Annotated in this window: 13 protein-coding genes; 2 read left to right on the top strand and 11 right to left on the bottom strand. The window is 49.8% G+C overall.

The window, feature by feature from the left end; all coding sequences use genetic code 11:
* The coding region (locus BLW10_RS04180; RefSeq protein ID WP_143117001.1) for a PD-(D/E)XK nuclease family transposase at positions 1–411 on the top strand (411 nt) is incomplete at its 5' end.
* A 13-nt stretch (positions 412–424) separates the two neighbouring features.
* Positions 425–649: a hypothetical protein gene (locus BLW10_RS04175; RefSeq protein WP_091332539.1), complete on the top strand. Its 225-nt coding sequence runs from the start codon at positions 425–427 to the stop codon at positions 647–649.
* A gap of 56 nt (positions 650–705) precedes the next feature.
* On the opposite strand, the gene BLW10_RS04170 is transcribed toward BLW10_RS04175, so the two are convergent.
* The 11 genes from BLW10_RS04170 to BLW10_RS04120 form a co-directional block, all read right to left on the bottom strand.
* Positions 706–1,095 (bottom strand): type IV pilin protein, encoded by a 390-nt coding sequence (locus tag BLW10_RS04170; protein WP_091332538.1) that lies wholly within the window; start codon positions 1,093–1,095, stop codon positions 706–708.
* A gap of 6 nt (positions 1,096–1,101) precedes the next feature.
* Entirely contained in the window at positions 1,102–5,397 is a 4,296-nt protein-coding gene (locus BLW10_RS04165; RefSeq protein WP_143117000.1) for a pilus assembly protein, read from the bottom strand.
* A gap of 13 nt (positions 5,398–5,410) precedes the next feature.
* Positions 5,411–6,022 (bottom strand): pilus assembly PilX family protein, encoded by a 612-nt coding sequence (locus BLW10_RS04160; RefSeq protein ID WP_091332536.1) that lies wholly within the window; start codon positions 6,020–6,022, stop codon positions 5,411–5,413.
* 2 nt (positions 6,023–6,024) lie between these two features.
* Complete coding sequence (locus tag BLW10_RS04155) at positions 6,025–7,080, bottom strand: prepilin-type N-terminal cleavage/methylation domain-containing protein (RefSeq protein WP_091332535.1); 1,056 nt, start codon at positions 7,078–7,080, stop codon at positions 6,025–6,027.
* Entirely contained in the window at positions 7,077–7,571 is a 495-nt protein-coding gene (pilV, locus tag BLW10_RS04150) for a type IV pilus modification protein PilV (protein WP_091332534.1), read from the bottom strand. The genes BLW10_RS04155 and pilV overlap by 4 nt, the downstream gene beginning before the upstream one ends.
* Positions 7,556–8,149 carry a GspH/FimT family pseudopilin gene (locus BLW10_RS04145; protein ID WP_091332548.1) on the bottom strand — a complete coding sequence of 198 codons (594 nt, stop codon included), beginning with the start codon at positions 8,147–8,149 and terminating at the stop codon, positions 7,556–7,558. The genes pilV and BLW10_RS04145 overlap by 16 nt, the downstream gene beginning before the upstream one ends.
* A 111-nt stretch (positions 8,150–8,260) precedes the next feature.
* On the bottom strand, positions 8,261–8,683 hold the full coding sequence (locus BLW10_RS04140; protein ID WP_091332533.1) for a hypothetical protein: 423 nt from the start codon (positions 8,681–8,683) through the stop codon (positions 8,261–8,263).
* A 103-nt stretch (positions 8,684–8,786) separates the two neighbouring features.
* Positions 8,787–11,255, bottom strand: a complete 2,469-nt coding sequence (locus BLW10_RS04135) for an ATP-binding protein (protein ID WP_091332532.1) — start codon at positions 11,253–11,255, stop codon at positions 8,787–8,789.
* Between the two features lie 94 nt (positions 11,256–11,349).
* Positions 11,350–14,859: an ATP-binding protein gene (locus tag BLW10_RS04130; protein WP_091332531.1), complete on the bottom strand. Its 3,510-nt coding sequence runs from the start codon at positions 14,857–14,859 to the stop codon at positions 11,350–11,352.
* 69 nt (positions 14,860–14,928) lie between these two features.
* The gene (locus BLW10_RS04125) at positions 14,929–15,486 is read right to left on the bottom strand and encodes a DUF2202 domain-containing protein (protein WP_091332530.1); all 558 of its coding nucleotides are present in this window, start codon (positions 15,484–15,486) and stop codon (positions 14,929–14,931) included.
* A 46-nt stretch (positions 15,487–15,532) separates the two neighbouring features.
* Positions 15,533–17,182 (bottom strand): NuoF family protein, encoded by a 1,650-nt coding sequence (locus tag BLW10_RS04120; RefSeq protein WP_091332529.1) that lies wholly within the window; start codon positions 17,180–17,182, stop codon positions 15,533–15,535.
* Between the last annotated feature and the right edge of the window lie 288 nt (positions 17,183–17,470).

Raw genomic sequence — 17,470 nt, 5'->3', positions numbered from 1 at the left:
CTGCTGCTCGATCACGGCGGCATCTGGTTATTAGAGCTGAATAAATTCCACGCCGATACCATCGAAAACGAGCAACAACGCTGGCTAAAATTCTTTAAAGACGGCGAACAGCTTGACGCCGACGCGCTGCCGACTTGGATGCAGACTGATGAAATGAGGCAAGCCATGAGCACTCTAAAAGCTTTTTCTGAAAAAGACCGCGCCTATCACGCTTATCAAGCACGTCAAAACTATTTGCGCGAGCAACGCGGTATTCAGCGTCATATAGATGAATTAAAAGCTGAGGCGGAACAGGCGCGGGTTCGGGAGGAACAAGAACGGGCGGCTAAGGAAGCCGCTTTGAAACGTGAAGCGGCGGCCCTAGCCGAACTAGAACGCCTCAAAGCTCAATTGCATGGTCAGCAGGACTAAAGAACAGCAAGCCATGAGCACTCTAAAAGCCTTTTCCGAAAAAGACCGCGCCTATCATGCTTACCAAGCACGTCAGAATTATTTGCGCGAGCAACGCGGTATTCAGCGTCATATAGATGAATTAAAAGCTGAGGCGAAACAGGCGCGGGTTCGGGAGAAACAGGAACGAGCAGCTAAAGAAGCTGTCCTAGCCGAACTCGAACACCTCAAAGCTCAATTGCAGGGTCAGCAGGACTAAAACGACTCAGGGTCACGAAGCTGGAACTTCGTGACCAAAAAATCGGCGTAATGTGCCTACCAGCAGCCAGTTGCGGGGGATTTGGTTCCGGTATGGGTGATGGCGAGCGTTGCGCAGCTTGAATCGCTCGTGGCTTGGCTGCCTTTGGCGACGGCTTGAATGGTGTAGGTGGCGGCTGTTGGGGTACTAGCAGCAAACTGAAAGGTATAAAAATCGCCTAAATCGGTTTGGCATTGGGTGGTTGGGAGAGCGGCATTTGCATAGCTCATGTTGCTGGTGTAATAGCGTTCCATGAATTGCGCTAATTCGAGCAAACAGGATTCCGCTGTGACGCGGCGCGTTTTAACAACGTGGCTTTGATAGGATGGATAGGCGATTGCCGCTAGGATGCCGATGATCGCAACCACAATCATCAATTCAATCAAAGTGAAGCCGTATTTTTGCATGGATTGTTACTCAGTGATTATTTCACGCCACGATGAGCGACCTGTTTTTTTACTTTCCTGTGGTTTTGGTGGGAGAGGTAAAGCTCCTATACCACTAGTATTATTGGGAGGAGGAGTATAGCCGCCACCGCCAGTATCACCATAACCACTACTAGTGCCACTAAGAATTAATTCTGATGGTTCGGACGGATCTTCAGACAATAATATAATTGGTTCACTTGGCATACCGATACCTAAATCAACACTGCCAATAAAAATATTATTCAATTTATCATCATCAAAATTTTCGTTGTCGTTGACATCAAAAATACCATAAATTAAACGCCCACCAGTAAAAGGACTGATAGCGTTAACATATCCTTTTCCACCTGCAATACAAGGATCTTCAATTGGGATAATAGAGCTGGCCACTAAAACTGGCTCAACAAATTCTTCATATTTTGAAGAGGTAACAATCCGTTCTCCCGCTTCAATATTAAAGTCTATATACCAGCCTTTTTTACCGCTCATATCTCCCAAAGTAGCTTCGTTAAATGTTCTAACAGGTTTTCCATCAAAAGCTCCAGTTTGATAAATTGAACGTTGTATTAATGCACTGCGCCCACCAATTTGTGCATTTTCATCAATTAACCCATACCAGCTTTGAATCTGTTCATCATTTGGATCACTAGCGCGAAAGTAGCTGCCCGTACCGAAGAAAATAAAACGATTACCATAGTTAATAGCATCAGCTCTATTATGATTTGGAACGATTGTAATTTGCGCTGTAATAGGCTGAGGATTGCCTGATGGATCTGTTGCAGTAAAAAGCGGTTTTGCTTTTGATCCTTGACGTAAAGCAGATCCCCAACTATTTTTATTTTCAGATGTTACATTGAACTTCCAGACATTGCCTTTTAAATCGCCAGCGTAGATAAAATCGACTACACCATCGTAATCAGCATCATAAATTCCTGGAGAAGCTAAACCGTTATCTCCGCTAACATCAGTGTCAATTTTCTGTAATAAGTCACCTGAAACCAAATCAAAAATATATAAAACGGCTTTACCATCTGTTGAGTTATAACCATTTCCAACAATAACCGCCCAATCACCATTATTCATTTTAGCGATAACCGGACGACCAATCATATAACCTAAATCATCATCTGATGTATCAAAATAACTCCACTTAACATCGCTCGAACTAAAAGATTCTGGATTCGTTACATCTAAAGCAAACAAACCTTTACCACCATGCCCTAATGCTGCAACTAAGTAATTACTGTCATTTGTTTGCGACTGATCTGATACAACAATTTCACCATCGACAAAATATTGATGATTGTAATTTACTCGTGTTATCTGCTCTAATTTGTTTATCACAGCACTTGGAATATAGGCAAATAACTCGGTTCCATCTGATGTATCAAAAGCGTGCAGCATTCCATCATTGCCACCTAAATAAACTGTTTCGGTGTCTTTGACATAGACCGGAGACGAATGCACAAAATCGCCTAAGACATTGCTGTATGCACGATCACGTAAAGTTCCGCCATTTTGTTGTTCATCGCTGCGGGAGCCACGTAAATAGTTAAGCACGTCTTCATTAATCAAAGCTGTTTTGTCGCTTGCAGATAAATTGCTCCATGAAAACGCTGTGGTTTCACCATTAGATCCGGTGATAAAGATTCTACGTGCACTTGGCACCGGAACATTTTCAGAAGCTCGCCAGCTTGGCAAATCAATTGCGTCTGTAATGCTATCAATTGTGTAAGCTAATAAATTACCAGACCATGAAACACTGTTAAATATTGATTTAAAAACAAAAGTATCTGTATTGAGCTGCATGCTGTTTGATGTGACATTACTGGCGCTGGCAGTGCGGTCAACGATGTTATCTAAAGCGCGTTTGAGGGCCTCTTCTAGCTTTAATGGGTTTTGAACTAGAAAATAGGTATCAGGAACGCCGTCGTTATTGGCATCCCATTCATAGTCAAGGTCAGGTAAATCGTTGTCGTTTTTATCAATAAAACCACCCCATTTAGCAGCATACCAAAGGGGGTCTTTAAGCAAGGTTGCTGCTTGACCTGTGCCTGCTTGAAATCTCTGTTCACTCGTCATAACAGTATTTGGAGTTTTTGAATCATCAAAATAGGGTAGCTTTTTACATAAATTAGGAACTGGCGATGTATCACAATATCCAGGATTTTGACCAGGAGGAACGTTTAAAAAATAATCCAATTCCTCATTTTTATCTTGAACGACAAGATAAACACCATCCCGATTTGTTCCAGAAATAACATAACCTACATTTTGGTTACTTCCGGTAGATTCATAAGTAATTTTAACTTTTATTAAAAGCTCGTTATTAGGTTCTAGCTGTATTTCATACTCTGAAATTACGTCCATATCAAAGTCATTTCCTTGCTCATCAGCTTCATAATTAATTATGAACTTATAATAAGGACGACCATTATTGACACTAACATCAATGTTATCAGAGTTCGTATTTGCAATCGTATCAACATAAAAATCTACAATCGGATTTGTGGGTTGATAAGCGCCTTTAGTGCGAACTGTACTATAACCATCAATTGTTTTTGCAAAGGGAACAAGTGAAATTGTTTTACCATTGACAGGAATTTCTATTTTAGGTAAGGGCGAAGCAAGAGCGACATAATAAGAATCAATATTTTGATCTCCCTGAACAGCGTTTAAATCCTCAGTTTTACCAAAATAAGCAACTGAAGCACTATAGTAACTACCCTGTTTAGTCGGCTCTTCAGGAGCTAATCCGCGTACCGTTCCTAAAGATGTTACAGCTTTTGGAGTTGGTGCGCCGTCATTGTTTGATGAATTTGACTGACCAATAAAATAATTACCCTCAATGTTTTCATTTTCAGTAATCGTTGACGCCAAATTTTGAGCGTTAAGACCAGAAACATCGCCTGAAAAACTTCCAAATGCTGTTCCAGGAACTTGGTCTGAATCATAAGATGGGTTAATGTCACTCATTACAATCATGTTAGGCTTTGAGCACCACAGCGATTTAGCACTAGATGAATTACTGTAAGGATTATCCCAAGTTGCTACAGTTAAACCAACATCAGCATCGTAAGAACCAGTTGTTGAATAAGCTAATGTTGCAGCACTTTTGCCAGCAAAATAACGCAACCCTTCGTACATCATTTCAGCAACTGGATTTCCCCAATCTACATACTTACCCTCCTCCATCACTCCTGTACGAAAACTTCCATTACGATAACTTGCGTCAGTTTTTCCGTTATTAAAATCACGAATTCTTAAATTGTCGAGATTTTGCACAATAATATTGTCAGATGTAAATACTCCTGTTTCTAAATTAACTTCATTTTTAAAAGAAGAAACAACTTTGCGTAACATACCTCCAGACATATTTTTATTATAACTACCCGTTAGCAAACCAAATAACATCGTTTCATCTTCGCCATAATCATGCAGCAACCCTGTAGGTTTATAGTTACCATTAGGATATTGTTTACAACCTTCATGGAAATTAGCTGTGCATACTTTAACTCGTACTGCATAATCATTGCGAGTACCGCCATGACTTCCATCAAGAACTGGACGTTCTTTAGATGCCCACGCCCAAACGCGCTTTGTGCTATTTGTTACAACCGATAATAACGGCAGCAAATTGCTGCATGTATTGAGCGTTGAACAGTTAGTGTTTTCATTTGGTGTGAGATTGCCAAAAAAATGTCGTTTATTTGCTGCTGGCGAACTTAATGGTGTGTAATCACTAATTGAGTAGCCATCAATAGCTGGACTTGTATATTCTTTCGCCCAAGAATGGCCATCTTGAGGAATATAAGCACGACGTAAAATCGTCTCAGTAGCACTATCAATTTCACGATAACCGCCATATAGCACTTTACGCAAAGCATCAATTCGGCTGGTTGTTACATAATTCAGCCAATTACCAGACCACTGACCTGAACATTTACCATTGGTTGCAGCCGATGCGGGGCTAAACAAATTACTACTATGGGTATAACACACATTTGAATCAAATAAACCATAATACGTAATGCTTGGCTTAAAGCGTATATCTAATATACCGTCGTTATCAATATCGCTGGCATCATTATAGGCTTCAAAAAATAGTTTGTGATCTTTACTCGCAACCAGTAAAGCCATTGGTGTCGCCGACATTGTGACGCCTAATGGTGCCGATGGAATCGATATTTCAGCACTCGCGAGCATAGTCATGCTCATCAATAGAGTGCCGATTAATCCTGCTATAAACCGCTCTACAATAGATTTATTACGAGTTTTCACGATGATTTACCTTTTACTCAGGCACTGAATAAACAGATTGCAACATCACTGTAGATCGTTGCTCGGTATTTTCTTCATTAGGCGATTTATTGCGCACTGTAATTCGATAAATATTATATTGTTGAGTTTTACTTTGTTTGATTTCAGAGGGCTGACCTAAATATTCAATAAAATATTGCGGTGTAGTGTTTGCTAAGTCACCTAAGTTGCCTAGTTCTGAGCTTGTTATATCAACCCAGTTATCTTCTTCAAACTCAGGTAACGTCCAGCGCGGCATACAATCAAAATCAGGTGCTTCGCATAAACCATTAGTGCAAGCGTTAATTGAACTAGTTGGGCAATTATCATCAGGAAGAGCTGGAGAGGAAGAGGGAGGCGTTAAACTTTTTGCTCGCTCTTCAGCAAAACGTAACGCTGCTTCAGACATTTGAAATGCAATATTGCGATCATACGTACCACTGGTCATGGTTTCCTGCAATGCTACGCCCTGTAAACCAGCGATACTCACTAAACTAATAATAATTAAAAATAACAAAGAAATTATTAACGCAACGCCTGATTGTGATTTGATTTCAAGCGATGCTAAAGATGATTTCAAATGCCGGATGTTAGAACGACGAATCATTGTTATCGATTCCTGATTTGGACGACAGTAAACCAATCACGTTGAATTGTTGAATTTTCTTCAATACCAACTTGCTCTAATGTTTCAAATGTAAATGTTAGCCTGACTGCTGTGACATCACCCCAATTTGTTATAGAGTTAGCATCAACATATTGATCGCTGTCATTTGCTAGATATTGAAGCTGCAAATCTCTAACACCATCAACAATTTCGTCAGTTCCTTCTGTTCCTTTTTCTTGGTCAATACGGTATAACGAACGCCCACCTAATCTATTATTTCCTATATACCACGCATGAGATGAAAACTTACTAATAAAGCCCCCATCATTAAATGGTTTGCTAACTTCATTACTGCTGTCACAGCCAAAAAAACAATCATTCGATCCAGTTTTAGGACAAAACTGGTCTTTTCCAGCTCCACAAGAAGATTTATCTGGTGCGCATCCCAAAGCTTTAGTGCAATTTCCAGGCGGACTATTTCCTGTATTATGTACAATTGTAGTGTTGTTTGAATTGGCATTGGTGACTTGAAAAATTACTGCTGTCTCATCATCACACATTATTAAAATATCATCATCTGAAATGCCGTGACTTGTTGTATTAACGCTGAAATTAGCCGATGATGGGTTATGGGTTTTAATATATAAACCATCATTCACTGTTCCACTTAGAATCACAATTGCATCTGTTCCTGAAACACGATCTAGTGCATTCGTACCAAATGTTTTCGGAAACGTCGTATTATCACCATCATACCCTCTAATCCCATCGCCCCACGTTGACCACCATGCTGTATCAGCATTATTCAAAACATTCGCTGTAGGCGGATTCTTCCCACACGCCACACCACCCGCCTCACGAATATCACGCGCCATCACCTCCAACGCATAACGCGCATTTTCTTGTAATCGCGCTAAATTCTCATTCTGACGATAAATCTGCTGATTCGATACAAATATTCCAATCACCCCACCCGTTACTAACAATCCCAACACCATCGCAATCATCAACTCGACGAGTGTAAATCCCGCATCCCGCTGCAAGCGTTGTGTATTCATAAAACTGTTGAAACCTCAATGATTTGCGGTTCAGGTGTTTCCTGATCTAAATTTAAGTTTGCACGCTCATCATCCCACATCACTTTAACCGTACAACGTGCTGCATTGCACGCAATTAAACCACAGGTCGTATTTAAATCCCCTAAATTATCCTTCATTGCCGCAAACCACGCCGCCTGATCGCGGGTAATATGCGTCGAACCGCTTGGCGCGGTGCATATTGGTGAATCGTCACTTCCCGCACTTCCAATAGTTCCTAAATCATAATCCCCGGCAAGTGCCGCATTCCGATTGGCTCGCATTGCATCTAACATAAAATATGCTAACATTACCGCCTGACTACGCTGAAGCGCACTATGATTCGTTTTTAGCGCATTCGCCTGCATCGCTGCCACACCTAACAAACCCACTCCCAACACCAATACGCTAATCAACACTTCAAGCAGTGTGACACCACGAGCGCGACGGCGGGATATTATGGATTGGTACATGAGCTAATTTCACCGTCTTTATTTTCTGGAATGCGGTCGCCGTCCTGATCCATTCCCAACCAGGGCCGTAGTCTTGTAATTACAACTACTTTAGAGCCAACAAGCTGATTGTTATAACACACCGCAAAGTTACCAATATTGTTGGCTTCACCTCGAGGATTATATCGCAAGAAATTAGCGAAATTATTATTCGGTCGTAGTGTATAGCCAGTTGGCAAACTTGGCCACGCACGTAACAGCGTTTCACCTGTATCGAGCGTCCCATCTGCATCGGTATCAACAAACGCAATCCAACCGTTTTCCCAAAACGTCCCCGTCCCTGTTGCACAACTTGTCCCAGAACTGCTTTTGCAAAGCGTGACATTCTGTCCGCGCTTAATTGCCTCAGTCCGCGCATAATGAATAGACACCACAAAATTATTCGTCGCTGAAGTCAAACGATTACGCTGGATCGCATCCTGAAAACTCGGCACCGCAACCGTGAGCAGAATACTGGCAACCGCAATCGTTACCATCAACTCAACTAGCGTTACGCCACTGTGCGTGGAGCGATATTTTGACAAAGCGTTGTAAGACATGGCTGATTGATGCCGCTGATACCAGTCGGAAAAAAGATTGCAAAACGCTATCTTGTGCAAGCGCAATTGAAGTGTAGACCATAAAATCTTCGATCATCGAACTTTGAACAACTAAAATTTCATGCTCATTGCCGCCCGCAACCGCTGCACCTGCGTCAAGGCATCATCAAACGCATACTCATCAATCGCCTGTTGCAGCGGTGGCAAGGCATCGGCAACTGGCGAGCCACGCACCAGCGCACTGAGTTCCGCCAACCAATCACTGACCTCAGTGTCACCTGCTTCAAGCAGCGCCTGCATTCGCAGCAACAGGGCTTCAAGCGCCGGACGATCCAGCGCCATCGCCTCGGTTGCAGTCGCAGCGGATTCAGCGGGCGGATCGAGCGCCTGCAATCCACAAAGCACGGGTTCAAGTTGCGCGACCATCTCGGCTAACAGCGCCTCCAGTCGTGCCCGCGACGTATCAGCTTGACAGGCTGTTTCTAACGCCTGCGCCCGTTCTTGCACCAGATACGCCCCGATATGACCGGCCACCGCTCATAAAAACCTATCCAAAATTACACGAAGCTGAATAAGTCTGTTCACGTCGTTAACGCCAGTGCGGGCGAACCCGTAGCGGCAGCAGTTCACGCACTGGCTATATCCGAGGTGCGGTCACGCCGTGCTGACGGCCAAAGCGCACACTAAAGCGGAACGTGCTGCCAACACCAAAGGTGCTTTCAACGCCAATTTCACCCTCCATTAACGCCGTCAGCCGTTTAGAAATCGCCAATCCCAAACCGGTGCCGCCATATTTGCGCGTGGTGGACATATCGGCTTGACTAAAGGATTCAAAGAGCCGCAATTGTTGCTCGGCTGTCATGCCAATACCGGTATCACGCACGCTAAATCCCAGTCGCACCCAATCGTTATCGGCATCAATCACTTGCACCGAGATGAGAATTTCCCCGCCCGGCTCAGTAAATTTCACCGCATTATTGCCGAGGTTAATTAAAATCTGCCCCAGCCGCAGTGGATCGCCAATCAGCGCCGTGGGAATTTCGGGGCGCAAATCAAATAACAGCTCAACGCCTTTTTCTTCCGCTTTCAGGCCAACCAAATTGGCCAGATTATCCATCACATCTTCTAGCCAAAAATCAATCTGTTCAATATCGAGCTTACCCGCTTCGATTTTGGAAAAATCGAGAATATCGTTAATAATGCCGAGCAAGGCTTCCGCTGAACGATGCACTTTTTCAATATAATTGCGCTGGCGGCTATCTAATTCGGTCTGCAATGCCAGATGCGCCATGCCCATAATTGCATTCATCGGCGTGCGGATTTCATGGCTCATATTGGCCAGAAAATTCGATTTAGCGCGGGTTGCTTCTTCAGCCTGTTCTTTGGCGCTTAATAATTCCGCTTCAGCGAGCTTGCGGGCGGTAATATCTTCAAAAAATGCAATAAACCATTCTTCACCCGGAGATTGATGAAGATAAATCGTAATCGCTACCGGATAGATTGAACCATCTTTGCGCCAATGCCGAGTTTCAATCCGCAGTCCGCTGGTACCGCCGCGCAAACTGGCAGCAACATCACGCAATGCCGCAGGCGGAAATTCGTGATTGATGTCGCTTACTGTTAAGTCCAACAATTCGTTGAGTTCATAACCCAGTTGGCGGCAGGTTTCATCATTGGCGTAAATAAAGCGTCCAGTGTCGGCGCTATTCCAAGCGATACCAATGCCGACGCGATCCATCGCAAATTGCGTGTGGGTGAGCCGTTCATTCGTCTGGCGTAATTCAGCGGTACGCTGTTCGACCAATGATTCGAGTTCACGCTGATAACGCGCTAATTCGGCTTCAGCGCGTTTCTTTTCGGTAATATCCTGCCAGACAACATGAATTTGCTGACAGGAATCAAATTGCATCGGTGTCAGCAAGACATCAGCAAAAAAATGTTCGCCATCGGCGCGGATATGTTCCCATTCAAAACGAATCGACCCGACTTCCAGCGCCTCTTGCAGCAAGTGGCGCTCTTTTTCGGTGCTTTTATGACCGTCGGGTTGATACGCTGGTGAAATATCCGAGGGCTTGAGTCCGCGTAATTGGTCAATACTGTCGAGCCGGAGCATCGACAGCGTGGCTTGATTGGCATCGACAAAATAGCCGTCTTCAATCAGCGTTACCGCCTGTTTGCTGTATTCAAATAAGCGGCGAAATCGCTGTTCACTGCGGGCATAGGCTTCGGTGCGCACGGCAACCGCTCGCCTCAGGGTATACACCCAAAATCCCAAAACCGCTAATGCACAGGCCAACAGCCCCAATGCCGCGAGCGCAATACCGATATAATGCTGATAATTGATTGGCTCAGTGAGCCATTTATGGCGCAGCGCGGCTAATTCATCGGCAGAAATTGCCGCCATGCCGCGTTCGACTAAGCGCAGAATTTCGAGATTGCCTTTGCGCACGGCACGATGAAATTGACCGTGATAGAGTTCAAAGGCTTTGACGAATTGATGGTGTGCGTGTTGGCGATAGAGATAAAAATTCGCCGGATGTTCGTCGAGACAAAAAACTTTAATATCTTGGGCTAATGCGCCCTGAATGAGTTGGGTGTAATTCGGATAAAAAATCAGCGAGTCAATGCCGTGCTGTTTGAGATGTTCAATGCAGGCATCGCCCTGCATGACACCGACCTGAAACCCGCGTAATGTGTCCAAATTAGTTAGACCACCGATAGACACATCGCGATAAATAGCGACCGGCAAATCGGCATAGGGCGCAGAAAAATCATAGAGCGGTTCACGGCCCGGAGTTTTGAAGATGTTTTCAATCACATCGGCCTGACCATTGAGCAGACGGCGTTGGGCGTCATCCCATTGGGTCGCGATTAGCTCGACGTGAACGCCGGTTTTGCGCTCCCAAAGCTGCCACAGATCGACGAGAAAGCCGTCGGCCTGACCGTTAGCATTGAGAAAGAGATAGGGCGGGTAGTTTTCGTCGCCGATGACGCGCAGGGTGGGGGGATCGGCGGGCAGCGGGCCGCTGGCAAGCAGTAGGCAGGCGGTGAGTACGAGCGTAAGGCGGATCTGGATTGCGCGAAGTCGCTGTGGTCGCTGCGCCATACAAAAACATCCTCAATTCCCTGAATTAGCGCAAATCTTATACCAGACGCGCACGCAAAAACCGCTGATCGAAATTGGATCACTGCGCGTGAATTTACGCTAATGCATGGATAAACACCTGCCGCTCGGCTTCGGGCAGTGCCTGCGCTTGCTCGACCACGCGCTGATGATGGGTAAAAACAATCACCTGTGTTTTGGCCGCCAGCGCAGCAAAGACCGCGAGCGTGGCGCGGGCGCGATCATCATCAAACTGGATCAAAATATCATCGACCACAAACGGCAGCGGCGGGGCGCTGTCGAGATGGCGGTCGAGATGCGCCAGCCGCAGTGCCAGATAAAGTTGATCGCGGGTGCCGGTGCTCATCGCCTCGACGCGCACGCGCTCGCCGCTGGTGCGCACGCCGACCAAAATCGGCTGATCGGCGTCGTCAAAATCGCTCTCGACCGCTGCAAAACTGCCGCAGGTCAGCGGCGCAAAATAGGCGCTGGTGCGGGTTAAGATCGGGTCGCGGTGCTGACGACGAAACTGCTCAATCGCCTCGCGCAGCAGTCGCGCTGCCAGTCGTAACCGCACATAGTGTTCGGTGTGATGGCGCAGACTGGCCCGCAGTCGTTCGATCTCTTCAGCGAGCACGGCGGCATCATCGCTGCCAGTCATGGCGCTGAAATCGCGCTCGGCGTGAATGCGCCGTTCGAGGGCATCGGCATGACGCGGTTGTAATTCCTGTTCAATCTGACGACTGAGCGCCAGCCGTTCCTGCGCGACGGCTTCGGCATCCACGCCCTGCGCTTCGGCTGCGAGCGCCGCCAGATCGAGACCATCGCCGCTGGCCATCAATTCCGCTTCAACGCGGCGCAGTTCGTCACTAAGCCGCACCCGTTCGCGGGCGCGTTCGAGCGCAGCGGGCAGTTCATCGGGATCGGCGCACGCGGCAAGCCGACAGAGTTCGGCTAGGGTTTCTTCGGTGGTCTGCAATGCCGCTTCGGTGGCGCTGAGGTCGATGTGCGTTTGATCGGCTTGAGCGCGGAGCGCATCACGGCGACTGCGGGCTTCGCGCTGTTGAATCAGCCGTTGATGCAACTGCGGCACGGCGACCTCAACCGAGGCGGTGAGCAAATCTGGCGCAAGCTGTTCGAGCAGCGCACGGGTGTCGGCGCTGAATTGGCGGGCGTCGCGGTCGATGCCCTGCACCCGCGCATCGAGACTGCGAATTTCATCTAATCGCTTGAGCACGCTCGCCAAACTGTCGAGATCGTCGGAGATGTCCGCTGGCGTCGCGGTGGCAGAAAAACCGAGTTCCGCCGTCAGCGTCGCCCAGCGCGTTTGCCATGCAGTGCGGTCGGCGCGGGCCTGTTGGAGTGCGCGTTCGAGTCGGCGGCGCTGCTGTTCAAGGGTGGTGCGCTGTTCGTTGAGGGTGCGGCGGTGTTCGGCAGCGCGGCGACCAGCGCGGAGCGCCGCTTCAGCTTGATCGAGTACCGGCGCGAGGCGTTGGTCGGCAGTGACCGGCACGCCTAATTGTCGGCAAAGGGTATGCAGATGGTGGGCGCGTTCGAGGCGCTGACTGTTTAGGGTCTGCTGTAGCTCATCCTCGGTGCTGGCGCGTTCTTGCAGCCGCTGGGCGCGGGTGAGCCAGTCAAGCATCTCGTGCGGCGGTAACGGCTCAATGCCACAGGGTGTCCAGAGCGTCTGCCAGTCCATCTCCAGCGTTTGACGGCGCAGATTCAGCGCCGCTAATTCCGCTTCCAGCGCGGCGCGTGCTTGGGTGCGACTCTCTAACGCCGCTTGAGCGGTAGCCTGTTCATGCACACGCTGACTCTCGCGCCGCAAGCGGTCGGCGAGCGCATCTGCGTGGGTCATCGCGTGCTCAAAGGCTTCTGGCAGCGGCGTACCCGGAACATAGTGCGCGGCGGCGTCGGTCGCTGCTTCAGTCGCACCGCCGAGCCAGTGACGGCGCACCAGTTGCCAGCCGCGTTCACGATGCGCCCGCGCTTGCCCGAGATCGGCTTCACTCGGCACCGCACCGGCCAGATGCAGCGCCCGCAAGCTCTGCTCAAGCTGACGGCAGTCGGCAGCAGTGGCGCTGTGTTGTTCGGTCAAACGCCGCTGCGTCTCATCGAGCGCCTGCGCTTCGGCAGCATAGCGGCGCAGGGTCGCTTCACTCGGCAAGGCCGCACGGTAGAAGTTGGTGAGCGTGCCGCGCCAGCGTCCGAGGGTGGCGAGATCGCGTGCCCCGCGTTCAGTGTGCAGACGCAGACGCGCTTCGGTATCGAGAATCGCACGGTCGAGATCACCAGCGCGTTGCGCAGCTTGCACAGCGCGTTCTAAGTCTTCGAGATCCAGCGATTTCGTCTCGGCGCTGGCAGCTTGCGCGGCGCACAGATCGCTCAACGCCTGTTCGGTATCAGCAAGATGCGCCTGCGCCGTGACCACAGCAGTTTCAACCGCTTCACGATGTCCACCCAGTTCCGTGACTTGACGGCGGCGATCCAGCAGCGGGCGGAGAAATTCCGCATCATCGAGCGCCAGTCCGGGCCGAATCACGTCCAGCCGTTGTGCCGCAAGCGTGCGCTGGGCTTTGGCAGTGGCGACCAGATTCGGGCGATCATGCGCCGCTTTGCGATGACTGCCGAGGCGCTCGCGCAGGGCGTCGATGGCCTCACCCTGCGCCAGCAGCGCATCGGAGAGGGTTTCGGCATTGGCCTGCTGGCGCAGATCGGCCAGCCGAGCGCGGGCGGTGCGCTGGCGCTCGCGCAACAGGCGGCGCTGATCGTCGGCATTATCACAGCGAGCACCGAAATCGTCCGGCAGACAGGGCGCGTCCGCAAGCTGGGCAAGCTGTTCGAGCAAGCGGGCGCGACGCGCCAAGCCGGGCAGGGTGCGACGCAAGCGTTCAAGGGTGTAGCGGCGGGCAGTGGCGGCGGCAAGCTGGGATTCGATCTCGGCGAGTTCAGCATGCAGGCGCTCACCTTCTTGCCGCGCTTCATCCCACTGCCGCGCCGAGAGCGAGGCTTCGCGCAGTTGGCGCTGCAATTCGGTCAGTTGGCTCAACTGCGCATTGACCAGCGGTTTATGCGCACGCGGGGCGAAGCGTTCGGCGGCCTCGCGGTCGAGATCGCCGAGAACATTCTGAATACGAGCGCGGCCCAGCGCACTGCCGAACAGGGCTTCGGCTTCGCGGCCATGCTCGGCGAGCAAACTTTCGCCACCACTGACCAGCGCGTCGTAATCGAGACCAAACAGCCGCTCAAAGAGCGCCGCATCAACGCCGTGCAGCAGCTCGTGCAAGCTCTCATCGGCCAGCGGCTGACCGCTGCCGTCGAGCAGGGTGTTGCGGCGACCTTTGCGCCGATAGTAGAGCCGTTCTTGCCCGTGCAGATCGCGCAAACGGCCGCCAATGCGCAGATCGGCATTTGCGTGCAAAAAGCTATCGGCGGTGCGCTCCGGTATGCCATAGAGCAAGGCTTTGAGGCCGCGCAGTGCCGAACTTTTGCCGGCTTCATTGCGGCCCCAGATGACATGCAGCCCGTGTTCACCGGCGCTGAGATCAATGCGGCGATCCGTGAATGGGCCGTAGGCGAGGAGATGCAGTTCGAGGAGTTTCATTCGATCTCTAGCTACCCGACAAGCACAGCCGCTTGATTCAAACTCAGCATCGGTGTGTTACATGCGACCCTAAAATGATTCAAATGCCGCTAGATGATTCTGTGATCCAGCTAATAAATTACTATAGACCACGCCGAGCAAGCTGATTTCAGTTTCTGGCAGAAGCTGTTGTAAATCGTAGATGTCGGTTTCTTCCACTGCGATCCCAACAGCTATAGCCTCGGCAAATGAAACACTGCCTTGCTCTAAAAGCGTGTTGTATAGATTTTGAATGGTTGGATTGTGAAATGTCCCCGGCTGTTCTAAAAGCTCAGGGACATCAATCCCCGCCGCATCAGCCACCATTAACAGCGCATCTAGGTGCTGCTGTTCGGAGTCAGAAATACGCTCAAAAATGAGACTTCCGGTCTGCTCGGCAAAAGCATCGTACAGATCTCTGGCCATTTTTTCTTCTTCGATCAGATAGATCAGACCAGACGCTGCATCTTCCGTCAAAGTCAATGATAAAGCATCATAATCATCATTAAGCTGGCGATGATGATTGACATACTGCGCTCGCCCTGTTGCATGTGAATGTGTATTTTGGCCCATTTTTTTCATTTCAAGCTCTCCCATTAAAAGCAGCATAAGTTTTATGATCGGTGCTGGATCACAATTAGCATAGCATCAATGCTTATTCGGACGGATAATTTTGGTGCGGTATTGCGGTTGATGGGGTGCGTAACTTCGCTGTGTATTCATCCCTAAAATATCTGAGCGTACTCAGCACCGGATTGGGCGCAGTCTGACCCAAACCACAGAGACTGGTCGCTTGCACCACTTCGCACAGTTCCTCTAAAAGCGCCAGATCAGCCGCTGTGCCCTGACCTTTGGTGAGCGTGTCGAGCAAGCCATGCAACTGCCAAGTGCCAGCGCGACAGGGAATGCACTTGCCGCAAGATTCGCTCATGCAAAATTCCATAAAAAAGCGCGCCACATCGACCATGCACGCGGTTTCATCCATCACGATCATGCCGCCGGATCCCATGATGGTGCCGAGCGTTTTGAGGCTGTCGTAATCAACTGGAATATCCAGATGGGCTTCTGGGATACAGCCACCGGACGGGCCGCCGGTCTGCACCGCTTTGAAACCTTTGCCGTCAGGAATGCCGCCGCCGATGATCTCGATGATCTCGCGCAGTGGCGTGCCCATCGGCACTTCAATCAAGCCGGTGTTGTTGATCTTGCCAGCGAGCGCAAAAACCTTTGTCCCCTTGGATCCCTCAGTACCAATTGACGCAAACCAGTCGCCGCCGTTGCGGATGATCGGCGCGATATTGGCAAAGGTCTCGACATTGTTAATCAGCGTTGGACACCCCCAGAGACCGGATTCAGCCGGATAGGGTGGACGTGGGCGCGGCTGGCCGCGTAGCCCTTCAATCGAAGCCATGAGCGCGGTTTCCTCGCCGCACACAAATGCGCCCGCGCCGAGACGAATTTCGATTTCAAATGCAAACTGGGTGTCGGCGATCTTGGCTCCGAGAAAGCCGGCGCGTTTGGCTTTGCGAATTGCCAATTCGAGCCGCTCGACCGCTAACGGATATTCGGCACGGACATAGACATAGCCTTTGCTTGCGCCGACCGCATAGGCGGCAATCGCCATACCTTCAAGCACGCGATGCGGGTCAGATTCGAGCACGGCACGATCCATGAATGCGCCCGGATCGCCCTCGTCGGCATTACAGACAACATATTTTTGACCGGGCGGCATCTTGGCAATGGTTGACCATTTGAGGCCGGTCGGATAGCCACCGCCGCCGCGTCCACGCAGACCGCTGGTGGTCACTTCGCGCAACACCTCGGCGGGCGTCAGCTCGGTGAGCGCCTGAATCAGCGCCGCATAACCGCCGACGGCGATATAGCCGCGCAAACTCTCTGGGTCGATCACGCCTGAATGTTCGAGCACGATGCGCTGTTGTCGGCTAAAAAACGGCTGATCGGTCGGACAGCGCAACCGCTCGACCGGCGCACCGCAGACGCTGGCCAGAATCTCGGGCGCATCGGCGGGCGTCACATCGCGATAAAGCACGGCGTCGTTTAATCCGCAGTCCGCATCAGCCACCGCAACCAGCGGCCCAGCGGAACACAGCCCCATGCAGCCGACGCCCTTGACTGCGCAAGCGCCAGTGCCCTGACTGTCACAGGCGGATTGGAGCGCAGCGAGCACCGGCAGCGAGCCGGAAGATTGACAACTGGCCGCAACACAGACGCGCACTTCGCGTTTGATGTGTGCGGCTTCGGCGCGATAGTGCGCGGCTTGTTCGGCGAGGTCTTCGAGGTGCATAGGGGATGATCCACTTTGAATGTTCGACGGCCGAGAAGTGGGGAATGATCTGTTGCGCGTAAAACTTGCTGCTTAGGGCGGAGATGTTAGCGTTTTGGCTTTACTCTTATTTGTTAAAGATCAAACAGCATATCAATCATGCATATAAGTTGCCTGTCTGCGAATGTTGGTGGTTTGAGAGCTATCAGCTAGATTAGCAGTGGCATCACATCACGCACCGCTTTCCAATACTAAACATTGCCAAAATTAGTCTTGACGGCAGCGAGTCGCGGAATTATTGTGCATCGC

Origin of the sequence: Allochromatium warmingii (assembly GCF_900107145.1) — a bacterium.
In the GTDB taxonomy this organism is placed as follows: Bacteria; Pseudomonadota; Gammaproteobacteria; order Chromatiales; family Chromatiaceae; genus Thermochromatium; species Thermochromatium warmingii.
This window is presented reverse-complemented; position numbering and strand designations above follow the sequence as displayed.

Bases quoted from the DNA above. Each gene is read 5' to 3' on its own strand.
- BLW10_RS04170 (WP_091332538.1), bottom strand. From the start codon at position 1,095: ATGCAAAAATACGGCTTCACTTTGATTGAATTGATGATTGTGGTTGCG.
- BLW10_RS04130 (WP_091332531.1), bottom strand. From the start codon at position 14,859: ATGAAACTCCTCGAACTGCATCTCCTCGCCTACGGCCCATTCACGGAT.
- BLW10_RS04120 (WP_091332529.1), bottom strand. From the start codon at position 17,182: ATGCACCTCGAAGACCTCGCCGAACAAGCCGCGCACTATCGCGCCGAA.
- BLW10_RS04175 (WP_091332539.1), top strand. From the start codon at position 425: ATGAGCACTCTAAAAGCCTTTTCCGAAAAAGACCGCGCCTATCATGCT.
- BLW10_RS04155 (WP_091332535.1), bottom strand. From the start codon at position 7,080: ATGAATACACAACGCTTGCAGCGGGATGCGGGATTTACACTCGTCGAG.
- BLW10_RS04135 (WP_091332532.1), bottom strand. From the start codon at position 11,255: ATGGCGCAGCGACCACAGCGACTTCGCGCAATCCAGATCCGCCTTACG.
- BLW10_RS04145 (WP_091332548.1), bottom strand. From the start codon at position 8,149: ATGTCTTACAACGCTTTGTCAAAATATCGCTCCACGCACAGTGGCGTA.
- pilV (WP_091332534.1), bottom strand. From the start codon at position 7,571: ATGTACCAATCCATAATATCCCGCCGTCGCGCTCGTGGTGTCACACTG.
- BLW10_RS04160 (WP_091332536.1), bottom strand. From the start codon at position 6,022: ATGATTCGTCGTTCTAACATCCGGCATTTGAAATCATCTTTAGCATCG.
- BLW10_RS04125 (WP_091332530.1), bottom strand. From the start codon at position 15,486: ATGCTGCTTTTAATGGGAGAGCTTGAAATGAAAAAAATGGGCCAAAAT.